Genomic DNA, 14,602 nt, shown 5'->3' on the forward strand with positions numbered 1-14,602 from the left:
GTCAGAAGGGCGTCCAGGTCTGTCTTCACACACTGACCAACGGGCGCCCTTCGCCATGGTCGCTACCAGCACACACATCGGACTCACTCATCTAGCCGGCTTGTCGTACCAGGTGACCGGTGTGGCCGGTACGGCGCCGGGGTGCGTCTGCGTCGTTTGGGCCGTTGTCAGACCGAGGACCTAGTCTGTGCACCGTGACTTCACCCGCATCGACGGACCGTGTTCCGCCCCAGCTCAGCGCGGGGCCGCGCCCCGCACCGGGCCCGGCCGCCGACGAGGGTCTGGCGCGGCGCCTGCGCGCGCTCGCCTGCACCGCGCCGCTGCACGACCTCGACGCCCGCAAGGCCAATCTGGCGGGCGAGTTCACCGTCTACGGCATGGCCGAGGTGGCCCTCGCCGCCATCGACCTGGTCACCCTGAACATGGACTTCGACACGGGCGCCGACCACGACCAGATGGTCGCCCGGCTGCTGCCGCGCATCGCCGCCCAGGCGCCGCGCCGCCCAGCCGCCGAGCACGAGCGCGTGGCCCGCTGGGTGCTGGAGAACCTCGTCAACGTCGGCAGCGTCGACCGCGGCTTCCGCGCCGTGTACGGCACGTTCGCCGCCGACGGCAGCTACGTCCGGCGCGACTACGACTTCAAGCTGATCGAGGAGGTCCCGGGTCCCGGCGGTGTCGTCTACCTGCGCACCACCGACGAGGCGGTCAACGTCCTCGTCGGCGCCCTCGACACGGACGTCACCAGCGCCCAGATCGCCGCCGAGGTGAAGCTGGAGGTCCTGATCAACCGGGGCCGCCTCGCCGACGCCCAACTCGCCGCCGAACAGGCGCGGTACCGCACCGTCCAGTACTCCGAGACCCTGCGCCGCGCCCTGGACGCCACCCGGCGCAACGTCCGGGCGGTCGACTGGCTCAGCGCCGTCCCCGACATGATCACCGAGGCCCTGGACCACGTCGCCGACCGCTACCGCCACGAGAACGCGATCCTCACCAACATCCGCAAGGCACGCGACGAGACGGAGGACCCGGAGCACAAGCGCCGCGCCGCCGAACTCGTCGACATCGTCAAGGACTGCATCCGCCGCCACACCCAGCTCCAGTCCCGACTGCTGGAAGCGGGACCCCTGTTCCGCGCCGAACAGGACCGGCAGGCCTTCGCCACCCCCATGACGACCTCCGGGACCGACCTCTACGGACACCTGCTCGCCCCGGTGCTGCCGCTGCCCCTGGAGCAGGCCGTCCGCGTCACCGACGCGTTCTTCGCGCACGGCACCGGCCTGCGCACCCCGGTGTCGGTCCGGGTCACCGACCTCGTCGACATCCTGCTCACCCCGCCGGTGGAGCGCGAGCACCTCGGGGCGGAGATGCCCGAGCCCGACCTCATCGCCACCCCGGACGACAGCCGGTTCAGCGAGGAGGACCTCGCCGCCGCCAAGGAACTCCTCGACCTGCCCGCGGACGCCCCGCGCCGGCTGTCGGGACTCCTCGCCGAGGCCCGCACCAAGAAACCGGACACCGAACTGCCCTACCTCGTCGCCCTGTTGGCTGTCCACGCGGCCAGCCCCGCCGTCGGCACCGCCTACCGGCAGGGCGAGGGAAAGCTGCTGTTCGCCGTCGACGACGGCACCGAACTGGACGACCCGCAGTTCGGCGGCGCCGACCTGATCGTGGGCACGGCCCTGCTGGACGCCGCCGGGATGGCGGCCGACCGGACCGAGGCCGCCTGATGCCGACCGACCGCCACCGCACCGTCGTTGCCCCGCATGGGACGTGTGCCGTCCGATCCGCCACCGAGACCGAGGAGTCGCAGCCGTGAGTGAGCACGTCGAGTGGAGTGACGCGGAGGCCCCCACCGCACCGGCGAACGCCCCCGTGACCCCCGCCGACGCCGCCGACGCGGCGCGGCTGGTGGCCTTCGGACTCCAGCCCAAACTGCAACCCGCGCGCGACCAGGAGTACACCGGACTGCTGCGCCGCTACCGCGAGGACCCGCCGTTCGCGCGGCTCGCGGACGCCGTCGTCGCCGGACTCGGCCTCGTGGTCCTGGAGGTCTCCCCGCGCGCGGGGATGGCCGTGACCGCCGCCGAGGAATCGGTGTTCGCCGTCCGCATGGGCGACTACGCGCGTCGCACCTCCGCCGACGGCAGCGACCGCTTCCTGCACGGACTCGCCCATCTCGCCGTCGCCGCCATGGCGTTCCCGCGCCCCGAGGACCTCGCCGACGACGGCTACATCGGGCGCGTGTCGGTCAACGGCGTCGACGCGTTCGTCCGCCAGGCCTGCCGACGCCTGGAGGAACGCGCCGAGGAGCAGGGCGAGAACACCGACCCGGCCACCGACGCGCCGGGCCTGGAGGCCGCCTGGCGCAACTGGGCCCGACGCAGCGCCGCCGGTGCCACCAAGGACGCTCGCAGACTCGCCGGTTCCACCACCGGCATCGTCGGCAAGGCCGTCGCCTTCCTCACCGACTCCGGCTTCCTCCAGCGCACCGGCGACGACAACGGCGGCACCTACCGCACCACCGCCCGCTACCAGCTCCAGGTCCGCGACCTCGCGGGCACCGCCGCCCTCACCGAGCTGCTGGAGCTGGGCGTCGTCCCCGTCACCGACGGCACCCCCACCCTGCTGCCCGCCGAGAACACCGACGACCTCGACCTGGTGGCCGACGCCGGGCTGCCCTTCCACGCCCCGTTGTCGTCCTGAACCCCCCCTGACCTGCCGAAGACTTACGAGAGTCCGCCATGTACGAGCTGTCCCGGGTCCGCCTCTACTCCATCGGACCCGCCGGTGCGCGTTACGCCGACACCGTGCTTGACCTGCGGGGCGTCGGCGCGCCCGTGCCCGACCCCGCGCCCACCCAGGCGGAGTTCTTCGCGGAGGAACCGGTCGGCCCGCCCCGCCGCCCCGCCCCCGCCGGCGTGCTCTTCCTGGAGAACGGCGGCGGCAAGTCGGTCCTCCTCAAGCTGATCTTCTCCGTGATGCTGCCGGGCCACCGCAACACCCTCGGCGGGGCCAGCTCCGGCGTGCTGCGCAAGTTCCTGCTGGCCGACGACTGCGGACACGTCGCCCTGGAGTGGCAGCACACCCTCACCGGCGAGTGCGTCGTCGTCGGCAAGGCCAGCGAATGGCGGGGCCGCCAGGTCTCCAACGACCCGCGCAAGTTCGCCGAGGCCTGGTACTCCTTCCGGCCGGGCCCCGGACTCAGCCTCGACAACCTGCCGGTCGCCGAGTCCACCGCCGTCCGGCCGCCCGTGGAGGGCCAGTCCGGCGCCAAGGGCCGCCGCCGCACCATGAAGGGCTTCCGGGACGCCCTCACCGAGGCCGGCAAGGCCTACCCGCACCTGGAGGTGCACTGGGAGGAGATCCACGACCGCTGGATCGAGCACCTCGGCGACCTCGGCCTCGACCCCGAACTCTTCCGCTACCAGCGCGAGATGAACGCCGACGAGGGCGAGGCGGCCGGACTCTTCGCCGTCAAGAAGGACTCCGACTTCACCGACCTGCTGCTGCGCGCCGTCACCGACACACGCGACACCGACGGCCTCGCCGACCTGGTGAGCGGCTTCGGCAACAAACTCGGCCGCCGCGCCGAGCTGATCGCTGAACGGGACTTCACCGCCGGCTCGGTGGACCTGCTCGGCCGGATCGTCGAGGCCGCCCAGGCCCGGGCACGCGCGCGTGACGTGCACGCCGGTGCCGAACGACGCACCCGCGCCCTGGCCCGGCGGCTGACCGGACGCGGTGGCCTGGAGCGGGTACGCGCCGCCGACCTCGCCCAGCAGGTCACCGGCGCCGCGACCGCCGTCACCCACGCCGAGTCGGCCCGCGGGCGCAGCGCCCTGATCGCCGCCGAACTCGCCTTCAGGAACGCCTCGTTGGCCCTCGCCGCCGCCGAGAAGTCCGCCGCCGCACAGAAGCGCGAGCTGGCCGACGCCCGCACCCTGCACGCCGCCTGGCAGGGCGCCGAGGCCGTCCTGCGCCACCGCGCGGCCGCCGACCGCGTCGCCCGCGTGGCCGCCGCCATCCAGGAGGCCGAACGGGACGCGGCCCCCGCGCTCGCCGCCCGCGCCAAGGCCGCCGTCGACCTCGTCCGCGCCCTGCACGGGGCCGCCGAGAGCGCCGAGAACCTCGCCAACGAAGAGGAGGAGCGCTCCGCCGCCCTCCAGGAGACCGGCGAGACCGCCCACCGGGACGCGACCGCCGCCGCCACCGACGCCCAGCGCGCCCGCAGCGAGGCCGGACATCTGCGCCAGCGCCTGACCGAGGTCGAACAGGAGACCGCCGAGGCGGTCCGCGCGGGCTGGCTCGACGACAGCGCCCCCGACGCCGACCCGGCCCGCGCCGCGCTCGCCGCCAGCGACGCCGAGAAGAGCGCCGTCGCCGCCTGGGACACCGCCCGCGAAGCCGCCCGCAAGACCGGCGAGCACGCGCGCGAGGCGGCCTCCGCCGAAGCCCGCGCCGAACTGACGGCGGCCCGCGCGGCGGACGCGGCCACCGCGAGCCGCCGCACCTACGACGCCGAACGCCGCCTCGCCGAAGGCCTGGCCTCGCAAGAGCGGCTGGCGGAACTCCTCAGCCTCTCCGGCACCGAGGGCCGCACCGAGATCCCGGGCCCCCGCCAGGACGGCACCGACACCGGCCAGGGCGTCCTCACCCCCGAGGAACTCGACCGGTTCGCCGACGAGTTGCGCGAGCTGCTCGACGACTCCGTCTCCGCCGCCGAACGCCAGCTGTTCGAGCTGCGCACCGCCGCCGCCGACGACTCCCGCATCCTCGGCGCCCTCGGCGACGGCGGACTCCTGCCGCCGGGCCCCGACGTGCTGGCCACCGTGGAGTTCCTCGGCGAGCAGGGCATCCCCGCCCTGCCCGGCTGGCGCTACCTCGCCCAGGCCGTCGACCCCGCCGACCACGCGCGCGTGCTGGCCGCCCGCCCCGAACTCGTCGACGGCGTCATCATCACCGACCCCGACACGCACGCCCGGGCCCGCGAGGCCCTCGGCGACGCGGCCCTGCTGCCGAGGTCCGCCGTCGCCGTCGGCACCGCCGCCGCCCTGCTCGCCCCCGCCCCGGCCCTCGACGGCGGCGGTGACACGGCCACCGGCGTCTTCCTGGTACCGCCCAACCCGGCCATGCACGACGAGGGCGCCGCCGACGAGGAACGCCAGGCACTGCGCGCGCGGGCGACCGAGCGCGACGACGAGATCCGCACCCTCGCCGCCCGCCTCGGCAAGGACCGCGAGCTGACCGCGCGCCTCGCCTCCTGGCGCACCGGCTGCCCCACCGGACACCTCGTCGAACTGGCGCGCGCCGCCGAGGACGCCCGCGTCTTCGCCGAGGAGGCCGAAGCCGAACTCACCGAGGCCCGCGCCGTCCGCGCCGAGGCCGACGAGAGCGCCGCCGAAGCCACCCAGGCACGCGACGAACGACAGGAGGCCGCCCAGAAGGCCCGGCGCGCCGCCGACGTCCTCGCCGGACTCGCCCACCGGCTGCGCGAGCGCTCCGGCTGGCAGGCCAAGCTGCGGGAACTCGCCGACGACGCCGCCGAGTTCGAGGCCCGCGCCCAGACCTGCCTGGAACGCGCGCGGGCCGCCGACGAGGACCGCCGAGGCGCCCAGCGCGCCGCCGACGACGCCCGCCGCACCGCGCGGGCGCTGTGGGCCGAGCGCTCCGAGATCGCCGGCGCCCCCGACGACGTCCCCGACGGCGCCGCCTCCGAGCACTCGCTGCCCGCGCTCCGCGAGGCCTACCGGGCCGCCTCCCAGCTGTACGAGAAGGTCGGCGTCGGCGCCGACCTGCGCGCCGAACAGGCCCGCGCGGAGAGCGACGAGAGCGCCTCCCTCGCCGAACTGAACCGCCTCAGCAACAAGGTCCGCACCCGCGCGGCCCAGCTGCTCCAGTCCCCGGACGGCTCCGACGGACCGTCCCGGCAGGCCGCCGCGGCCCGCGCCGAGGAACTGGTCCAGCTCCTGGAGGCCCGCGTCTCCACCGCGAGCGAACACCTCGGCCGGCTCCGCGGCGAGGCCGAACGGCACGCCCCCGAGGACGGCGAGGCCCACACCGAGCTGCCCGAGGAACTGCGCCCCCGCGACGCCGAGCACGCCCAGGCCCTGCTGCGCACGGCCACCACCGAACTCGCCTCCCTCACCGGAGAGTTGGGCCAGGCCCGGGCGGCGCACGCCGAACTGCTCGACGCCCACCGGGCCGCCGAGGACGCGGCCGGCGGCTTCGACGAGATCGCCGCGATGCTCCGCGACCTGCTGCGCGAACACGCCCCCGACGACGACCAGGACGAGCCCGAGCCCTACCCCGGCAGCCCGGAGGAGGCCCGCCAGGCCGCCACCGACACCCGCCGTTCGCTGCGCGGCTGCGCCGCCGACCTGTCGGCCGCCGAGTCCGCCGTCCGCGAGGCCAGTGACGTGCTGGTGCGGCACGCCAACTCCACCCGCTACGAGCAGGTCCGCACCCCGGCCCGGCAGCAGATCCGCGAGCTGCCCGCCGCCGCCCTGCCCGAGCACGCCCAGAAGTGGGCGGAGGCCTTCGCGCCCCGACTGCGGGTCCTCACCGACGAGTTGGCCCAGCTGGAGCGGAACCGGGACTCGATCGTGGACCGGCTGCGGGGCCTGGTCGAATCGTCGCTGGCCACCCTGCGCTCGGCACAGCGGCTGTCCCGGCTGCCGGAAGGGCTCGGGGAGTGGTCAGGGCAGGAGTTCCTGCGCATCCGCTTCGAGGAGCCCGATCAGGCGACGCTCACCGAGCGGCTCGGCGAGGTCGTCGACGAGGCGACCCGGGCCGCCGTGAAGAAGAACTCCGACCTGCGCCGCGACGGCATGTCCCTGCTGCTGCGCGGGGTGGCGGCGGCCCTCCAGCCCAAGGGCGTCGCCGTCGAGATTCTCAAGCCGGACGCCGTCCTGCGCGCCGAGCGGGTGCCCGTCGGGCAGATGGGCGACGTCTTCTCGGGCGGCCAGCTGCTCACCGCCGCCATCGCCCTGTACTGCACGATGGCCGCCCTGCGCTCGAACGACCGGGGCCGCGACAAGCACCGGCACGCCGGCACGCTGTTCCTCGACAACCCCATCGGCCGCGCCAACGCCACCTACCTGCTGGAGTTGCAGCGCGCCGTGTCGGACGCCCTCGGTGTGCAACTGCTGTACACCACGGGCCTGTTCGACACGACGGCGCTCGCGGAGTTCCCGCTCGTCATCCGGCTGCGCAACGACGCCGACCTCCGGGCCGGTCTGAAGTACATCAGCGTGGAGGAACACCTCCGGCCGGGACTGCCGCAGCAGGCCCCGGCCGGGGAAGAGGTGCGCAGTGAGATCACGGCGACCCGTATGTACAAGCGGCCCGAACCGGCCGCGGGTTGATCAACCTGTTGACAGTGATGACTGTATTGACGGTCTTGATCCGGACGTCCATCTTGACCAGAGGTACTCGCTGATCAACTGTCGATCAACTGCCCTCCATCAACAGTGCCCAGATCAACAGTGCTCAGATCAACCGTCCTCCTTGATCAGGTCGGCGCACTTCTCGCCGATCATCATGGTCGTGATGCACGGGTTGACGGTGACCAGATCCGGCATGACCGACCCGTCGGCGACCCGCAGCCCCTCGACCCCCTTGACCCGCAACCGCGCGTCGAGCGGGGCCGAGGCGTCGTCGTCCGCGCCCATCTTCACGGTGCAGGACGGGTGGTAGACGGTGTTGTGGGTCTTGTGGATGTAGTCGAGCAGTTCGTCGTCCGACCGGACATCAGGACCCGGCGCCAGCTCAGCGCCCGCCCACCCGCTCAGCGCGGGCTGCCCGGCGATGCGGCGTGCGAGCCGCAGCCCGTACGTCATCACCCGCACATCGTGCTCGTGCGTGAAGTAGCGCGGGTCCACCTTCGGCTTGTCCCGGTAGTCACGGGTGCGCAGCCGCACCGTTCCCCGGGACTTCGCGCGGGTCACATTGGGCGTGAGACAGAACGCGTTCTCCGAGGTCGGATAGCCCCAGCGGGCCGTGTTCATGTCGAACGGCACCGAGCCGTAGTGGAACATCAGGTCCGGCCGGTCCAGGCCCGGTTCGGTGTCGTAGAAGATGCCCGCCTCCCACCACTGACTGGACGTGGTGGTCATCGGCTGCCGCGCCTCCCACATGATCACGCCCTCGGGGTGGTCCTGGAGGTTCTCGCCGACCCCGGCGGCGTCGACGACCACCTCGACGCCGACCTCACGCAGCTGCGCGGCCGGGCCGATGCCGGACAGCATCAGCAGCTTGGGCGAGTCGATCGCGCCGCAGGACACGATCACCTCACGCCGGGCCCGGACCGTCCGGGTGTGGATCAGGTCGGGGTCCAGGTACTCCGCGCCCACACAGCGCCGCCCGTCGAGGACGAGCCGCTTGGCGCGCACGCCGGTGCGCACCTCCAGGTTGGGCCGCTTGCCCAGCACCGGATGCAGATAGGCGACCGAGGACGACTGCCGGATGTTGTTCTCGTCGGAGTTGATCTGGAACCAGTTGGCACCCCGGACCACCGTGCCGCCCGCGTTGAACGGCGTGGTCGGAATCCCGGCCTGCGCGCACGCCTCCAGCAGGGCCGTACCGCACGGGTCGTCGCTCTTGAGGGTGCGCAGCTTCACCGGCCCGGTGCGGCCGTGGTGGTCGCCGGGAGCGTCGTTGTTCTCCAGGCGCCGGTAGAGCGGGAAGACGTCCCGCGCGGCCCAGCCCGTACAGCCCTGGGCCGCCCAGTCGTCGAGATCCTCGGCCGGTGCCCAGAAGGCGATACAGGAGTTGTGCGAGGAACAGCCGCCCAGCACCCTGGCCCGCGCGTGCCGCATGAAACTGTTGCCGCTGGCCTGCGGCTCCACCGGATAGTCCCAGTCGTAACCGGACTCCAGCAGTCCCATCCAGCGCTCCAGCTTGAGGACGTCGTCGTCCCCGACATCGCTGGGCCCGGCCTCCAGGACGCAGACCGTGACTGCCGGATCTTCGCTGAGGCGGGCCGCGACGACATTGCCCGCGGTACCGCCTCCGACCACCACATAGTCGAACTCGTCAACGCTCATGGGGAGTTGACCTCCTTGCAGCTGATGGCACGGCCGGGATTCAGTCGGCCGCCGGGGTGGCGAACGGGGCGGCGGGGCCGTCGGGGGACTCCAGCCGGTGCTCGGCGAGCACGCCGGTGCGGTGCCGCTGGACGAACCAGTAGTAGGCGAAACCGCCGCCCGCGATGATCGCGACGAACAGCACCGCGCCCCACCGCAGGTACCAGTGGAACGGCGCCGCCGCGTTGTAGACCGCCGCCCGCGGCCAGAGCAGGTTGATCGTCATGGCGGACCCCCACACCACCGCGCCGATGTTGACCGGCAGCCCCCACCTGCCCAGCGAGAACTTCCCGTCCCCGGCCGGCTGCCACTTCCCCCGCAGCCGCGCCACCAGCATCGGCACCGTCACGCCCAGATAGGCGAGGTAGATCATGATGATGCCGATGCTGGTCACGACCGTGAAGATCTGCGGCTGGCGGATGTTGACCACCAGGATCGCCAGCGCCAGCACGCCGATGATCACGGCCGGGAGGACCGGCGTCTTGAAACGGGGGCTCACCCGCGCCAGCATCGACGACGCGGGCAGGTTGTTGTCCCGGGCCATCGCGAACGCCAGCCGGATCGCCGCCGTGTGCACCGCGAGCGCGCACACCGTGACCGCGATCAGCACGCACCACAGCATCGCCTTGCCCGCCGTCGGACCGAGCACGTTCAGCACCACGTACTGGAGTCCGTCCGTGGAGAGCTTGTCGCCCGTCAGGCTGGAGACGCTCATCAGCGCCAGCAGCAGCACCAGCCCGCCGAGGACGAACGACGCGACGATCGCCCGGATGATGGCGCGCGGTGCGTTGCGGGACGGGTTGAGGGACTCCTCGCCGAGCGACGCGGCCGTGTCGAAGCCGTACATGACGTACGCGGAGGCCAACGAGGCCACCAGGAACGCGCCGAGGTAGCCCGTGGAGTGCCCGGCTCCCGTCCCCTCGGTCTGGAGCACCACCTGCGGGCCGCGCGTGATGTGGACGGCGAACAGGATGATCAACACGACCGTGGCGATCAACTCGATGAAGACACCCGCCGTGTTGATCGTGGCCATCAACTTGACGCCGAACGCATTGACCAGAGTCGTGAAGAGAATCAACACCGTCGCGAGAACCACCGCGTTGGTCGCCACGTCGTACTCGCCGGTGCCGTCACCGACGAACTGGAAGAACGACGAGATCTGCGGCAGCGTCAACTGGTAGGCGAGAGCCACCGCCGCGATCGACACGATCGAGGCGATCAACATCATCCACCCGGCCAGCCAGCCCAGATGCGGATTGCCCACCTTCTTCGACCAGTTGTAGACCGAGCCCGCGACGGGATAGCGGGCGGCCAGCTCCGCGAAGCACAGCGCGACCATGAACTGGCCGACGAACACCATCGGCCAGGACCACCAGTAGGCGGGGCCGCCGCTGCCGTAGCCGAAGTAGAACAACTGGAAGGTGCCGGTCAGGATCGAGATGTAGCTGATCCCGGCGGCGAAGGTGTGGAAGTTGCCGAGGCTGCGCTTCAGCTCCGGCCGGTAGCCGAACTCGGCGAGTTCGGCGTCGTCCTGGCCGTCTGTTCCGGACGGTGGATGCTGCGTCGTGGTCATGAGCTGACTCCTGATGGGCCTGGGGAAGAGAGGGAGCGGCTCTGCGGGTGCCGGGCTCGGTGACGGGAACTGCTTCGTCCGGACAGAACCTGGAGTGATCCTGACCAGGTCCTGGGTTGATCCTCAAGAGGTCGTCAAGAGGTCGTCAATGCGTCATCAACAGGTGCTAGGCGAACCATCCTTGGGGCCGGGGCGCGGTGTTGCGCCAGATGTGCTTCGTCTCGCGGTACTCGGCGAGCCCCGAGGGGCCGAGTTCGCGACCGAAGCCGGACTGCTTGTATCCGCCCCACTCGGCCTGCGGGACGTACGGGTGGAAGTCGTTGATCCAGACGGTCCCGAGGCGGAGCCGGGCCGCGACCCGCGCGGCCTTGGCCTCGTCGCTCGTCCAGACCCCGCCCGCGAGGCCGTACACCGTGTCGTTGGCCAGCCGCACCGCCTCGTCCTCGTCGGTGAAGCGCTCGACGGTCAGCACCGGACCGAAGGACTCCTCCTGGACCACCGTCATCCCCGATGTGCACCCGTCCAGGACGGTCGGCGGGTAGTAGAAGCCGTCGGCGTACTCGGACCCCGCCGGACGTTCGCCGCCGCACCGCAGGACGGCGCCCTCCGCCAGCCCCCGCGCCACGTACGCCTCGACCTTCTCCCGGTGTGCCGCCGAGATCAGCGGCCCGGTCTGCGCCCGCTCGTCGAACGGGCCACCGAGCCGGATTCCCCGGGCCCGCCGGACGACCTCGTCGACGAGCCGGTCGTGCAGCGCGTCCTGGACCAGCAGCCGGGTCCCCGCCGAGCAGACCTGCCCGGAGTGCAGGAACACGGCGGTGAGCGCCATGTCGACGGCCGTCTCGAAGTCGGCGTCGGCGAACACGATGTTCGGGTTCTTGCCGCCGAGTTCCAGCGCGACCTTCTTGACGGTGCCGGCCGCCGCCGCCATCAGGCCCCGGCCGGTGTGCAGGCCGCCGGTGAAGGAGACCAGGTCGACATCAGGGTGGTCGCCGAGCGGGGCGCCCGCCTCCGGGCCCGCGCCGAGGACCAGGTTGGCGACGCCCGGCGGCAGGCCCGCCTCGTCCAGCAGCCGCATGAGATGGATCGCGGTGTGCGGGGTCAGCTCGCTCGGCTTCAGGACGAAGGTGTTGCCCGCCGCGAGCGCCGGTGCCACCTTCCACGCGGTCTGGAGGAGCGGATAGTTCCACGGCGTGATCAGCGCGCAGACCCCGACGGGCTCGTACACGACCCGGCTGTCGATGCCGTCGGTGCCGGTGTCGATCACCCGGCCGGTCTCCTGGGTGACGAGCCGCCCGAAGTAGCGGAAACAGTTGACGATGTCGTCAATGTCGTACTCGCTCTCGATCAACCGTTTACCGGTGTCAAGAGACTCGGCCCGCGCGAGGGCATCCTTGTCGCGGACGAGCAGATCGGCGACCTTCAGCAGCAGATCGCCCCGCTGGTCCGCCGGGGTGTGCGGCCACGGGCCCTCGTCGAAGGCCCGGCGGGCGGCGCCGATCGCCTCCACGGTGTCCTTACCGCCGGCCTCGTCCACCACCCCGACCAGCGAGCCGTCGGCGGGACAGCGGATCTCGCGGGTGCGCTCGTCGACCGCGCTCCGCCAGCCTCCGTCGATGAACAGATCAGGCATGCTCGCCTCCCAGCCGCTCCAGGAGCCACTCGTGGAAGATCCCGATGTGGTGCTCGTTGGGAACCAGCACACCACCCTTGCGGTAGGCCCGCGACGCCATGGCGGGCTGCGTCCGCTCGCAGGCCTCGAAGTCCTGTTCGTTGACCCGGTGGAACAGCTCCACGGACTTCGACACGTCCGCCCCCGATGCCACGACGTCCGGTGCGTACAGCCAGTCGCACTCGACGATCGTGCGGTCCTCGGCGAGCGGGAACATGCGGTGCAGGATCACGTGGTCGGGGACGAGGTTGATGAAGACCGTCGGCTTCACCGTGATGGCGTAGTAGCGGCGGTCCTGGTCGTCGGCGACCTGCGGCAGCCGGTCGAAGCCCGGGCTGCCGTCGACGGTGAAGCCCTCGACGCCCTCACCGAACTCCGCGCCGTGCCCCACGTAGTACTGGGCCGCGTAGCCGTCCGCGAACTCCGGGAGCACCTCGGTCAGTTCGGGGTGGATGGTGGCGCAGTGGTAGCACTCCATGAAGTTCTCGACGATGAGCTTCCAGTTCGCCTTGACGTCGTAGGTGACGCGCCGGCCGAGGGCGAGGTTCTCGGTGCCGTAGTGCTCGATCGCCGCCGGGTCGCCGAGTCGTTCCACGGCCGCGTGCATCACGCTGTCCTCGAAGGAGGGCGGTTCGGCGGCCAGGCACACCCACGCGTAGCCGAGCCACTCGCGCAAGGCCACATTGATCAATCCGTACTCGACCCGGTCAACATCGGGCATCTTGATCAAGTTGGGTGCGGCGATCAATCTGCCGTCAAGGTCGTACGTCCATGCGTGGTACGGGCACTGGAGGCTGCGGCGGACCTCTCCGGCCTCCTCCATGCACAGCCGGGCACCCCGGTGGCGGCAGATGTTGAGGAAGGCCCGCAGCGCGCCGGAGCGCGACCGGGTGATGATGACGTTCTCGCGGCCGATCTGGACGGTGCGGAACGCGCCGGGTTTGGCCAGGTCGGCGCTGCGGACCGCGCAGAACCACATCGACTCGAAGAGGTGTTCCTGCTCCTGCCGGAAGATCTCCGGGTCGGTGTAGTAGTGCCCGGGCAGGGTGGACACCAGGCTGGGGGTGTCGGAAACGGGGGCGGGCGAGACCGGGGTCGTCGTCACGTGCGTGCTCCTAGGGCGGGCGCGGCGGCGAGGCGGGCGGGGTCGAACAGGCCGATCGGGTGCGTGGTGGCCCCGGTCAGCGCGAGGTCGGCGAGGATCTCCCCGACGACCGGCACGAACTTGAAGCCGTGCCCGGAGAAACCGCAGGCCACGGTCACCGACTCCGGATGCGCGGGGTGTCGGGCGATCACGAAGTGTTCGTCCGGGGTGTTGGAGTACATGCAGGTCGCGGCCTTGAGGAAGGTGCCCGGCAGGTCCGGGATGCAGCCGGACATGTGGTCCGCCATGGCCTGTACCTCGTCGTCGTGCACCGTCCGCTCGATGGTCTCCGGAGTGGTGACCTGGCCCTTGCGGAAGAAGGCGACCTTGGCGCCGAGGTCGGGGCCGTCGATGGCGGGGAAGCCGTACACCTGGACGCCGGCCGCGTCCTCCCAGATGTAGATCGGATGGTTCTGCGGCACGAACGGCTGGACCCCGCCCCGCGGCTGGAACCAGTACATGACCTGCCGCTCGATGGTGAACGGCACCCCGACATCGGTGAGCAGTTCCGGCGCCCACGCGCCCGGGCAGATCACCAACTGCCCGGCGGTGTAGGTGTTCTCGGCGGTGTGCACCCGCACCCCGTCCCGGTACGGCTCCCAGCGGGTCATCGGCTCGTCGAAGTGCAGGTCGGCGCCGCGCCGGGTGGCCAGCTGGAGGTGTGCGGCGACGGTGTTCTCCGGCCGCAGCAGACCCGCCTTCTTCTCGTACAGCGCCACCTCGTCGTCCCGCGGGGCGAGGGTGGGGAAGCGGCGCCGGATCTCCTTGGCGTCCAGCATCTCGTGGGCGAGGCCCCACTGCTCGGCCGAGAGGAGCGAACCGGAGACGGTGCGCGAGTCGGGCCTGCCGATCATCACGCCACCGGGGAGGATCGCGACCTCACGGCCGGTGTTCCGCTCCAGCTCCTCGTACAGCTCGTAGGCGCGCAGCAGCAGCGGCACATAGGCCGGGTCCTCGAAGTAGGACTGGCGGGTGATCCGCGAACCGCCGTGACTGGAACCGCGGTTGTGGACCGGCCCGAACTTCTCCAGACCGAGGACCCGGGCACCGCGCGCGGACAGATGGTGGGCGGCGGCGCTGCCCATCCCGCCGAGCCCGATGACGATCACGTCGTACGTGGGGGACAAGAC

The 14,602-nt window shown here is 71.8% G+C and carries 8 protein-coding genes; 3 read left to right on the plus strand and 5 right to left on the minus strand.

What is annotated here, in order from left to right; genetic code table 11:
- Positions 1 to 194 precede the first annotated feature (194 nt).
- The 3 genes from ACIQOU_RS35970 (at position 195) to ACIQOU_RS35980 (ending at position 7,364) form a co-directional block, all read left to right on the plus strand.
- Positions 195 to 1,727, plus strand: coding sequence for a hypothetical protein (locus ACIQOU_RS35970; RefSeq protein WP_401544536.1), 1,533 nt, complete (start codon positions 195 to 197; stop codon positions 1,725 to 1,727).
- 85 nt (positions 1,728 to 1,812) lie between these two features.
- Positions 1,813 to 2,703, plus strand: a complete 891-nt coding sequence (locus ACIQOU_RS35975; RefSeq protein ID WP_401544538.1) for a hypothetical protein — start codon at positions 1,813 to 1,815, stop codon at positions 2,701 to 2,703.
- Positions 2,704 to 2,741: 38 nt separating this feature from the next.
- Positions 2,742 to 7,364: a hypothetical protein gene (locus ACIQOU_RS35980; protein WP_401544541.1), complete on the plus strand. Its 4,623-nt coding sequence runs from the start codon at positions 2,742 to 2,744 to the stop codon at positions 7,362 to 7,364.
- A 129-nt stretch (positions 7,365 to 7,493) separates the two neighbouring features.
- On the opposite strand, the gene ACIQOU_RS35985 is transcribed toward ACIQOU_RS35980, so the two are convergent.
- The 5 genes from ACIQOU_RS35985 to solA form a co-directional block, all read right to left on the minus strand.
- Positions 7,494 to 9,044 (minus strand): GMC family oxidoreductase, encoded by a 1,551-nt coding sequence (locus ACIQOU_RS35985; protein WP_401544544.1) that lies wholly within the window; start codon positions 9,042 to 9,044, stop codon positions 7,494 to 7,496.
- Positions 9,045 to 9,084: 40 nt separating this feature from the next.
- Positions 9,085 to 10,656, minus strand: a complete 1,572-nt coding sequence (locus ACIQOU_RS35990) for an APC family permease (protein ID WP_401544546.1) — start codon at positions 10,654 to 10,656, stop codon at positions 9,085 to 9,087.
- A gap of 166 nt (positions 10,657 to 10,822) precedes the next feature.
- The gene (locus tag ACIQOU_RS35995) at positions 10,823 to 12,289 is read right to left on the minus strand and encodes an aldehyde dehydrogenase family protein (protein ID WP_401544549.1); all 1,467 of its coding nucleotides are present in this window, start codon (positions 12,287 to 12,289) and stop codon (positions 10,823 to 10,825) included.
- Positions 12,282 to 13,433, minus strand: a complete 1,152-nt coding sequence (locus tag ACIQOU_RS36000; RefSeq protein ID WP_401544552.1) for an aromatic ring-hydroxylating dioxygenase subunit alpha — start codon at positions 13,431 to 13,433, stop codon at positions 12,282 to 12,284. The genes ACIQOU_RS35995 and ACIQOU_RS36000 overlap by 8 nt, the downstream gene beginning before the upstream one ends.
- Positions 13,430 to 14,599: an N-methyl-L-tryptophan oxidase gene (solA, locus tag ACIQOU_RS36005; protein WP_401544555.1), complete on the minus strand. Its 1,170-nt coding sequence runs from the start codon at positions 14,597 to 14,599 to the stop codon at positions 13,430 to 13,432. The genes ACIQOU_RS36000 and solA overlap by 4 nt, the downstream gene beginning before the upstream one ends.
- Between the last annotated feature and the right edge of the window lie 3 nt (positions 14,600 to 14,602).

Origin of the sequence: Streptomyces sp. NPDC091279 (assembly GCF_044757465.1) — a bacterium.
Classification (GTDB): domain Bacteria; phylum Actinomycetota; class Actinomycetes; order Streptomycetales; family Streptomycetaceae; genus Streptomyces.

Coding starts and splice junctions, on each gene's coding strand:
- ACIQOU_RS35980 (WP_401544541.1), top strand. CDS start 2,742: ATGTACGAGCTGTCCCGGGTCCGCCTCTACTCCATCGGACCCGCCGGT.
- ACIQOU_RS35985 (WP_401544544.1), bottom strand. CDS start 9,044: ATGAGCGTTGACGAGTTCGACTATGTGGTGGTCGGAGGCGGTACCGCG.
- ACIQOU_RS35990 (WP_401544546.1), bottom strand. CDS start 10,656: ATGACCACGACGCAGCATCCACCGTCCGGAACAGACGGCCAGGACGAC.
- ACIQOU_RS35995 (WP_401544549.1), bottom strand. CDS start 12,289: ATGCCTGATCTGTTCATCGACGGAGGCTGGCGGAGCGCGGTCGACGAG.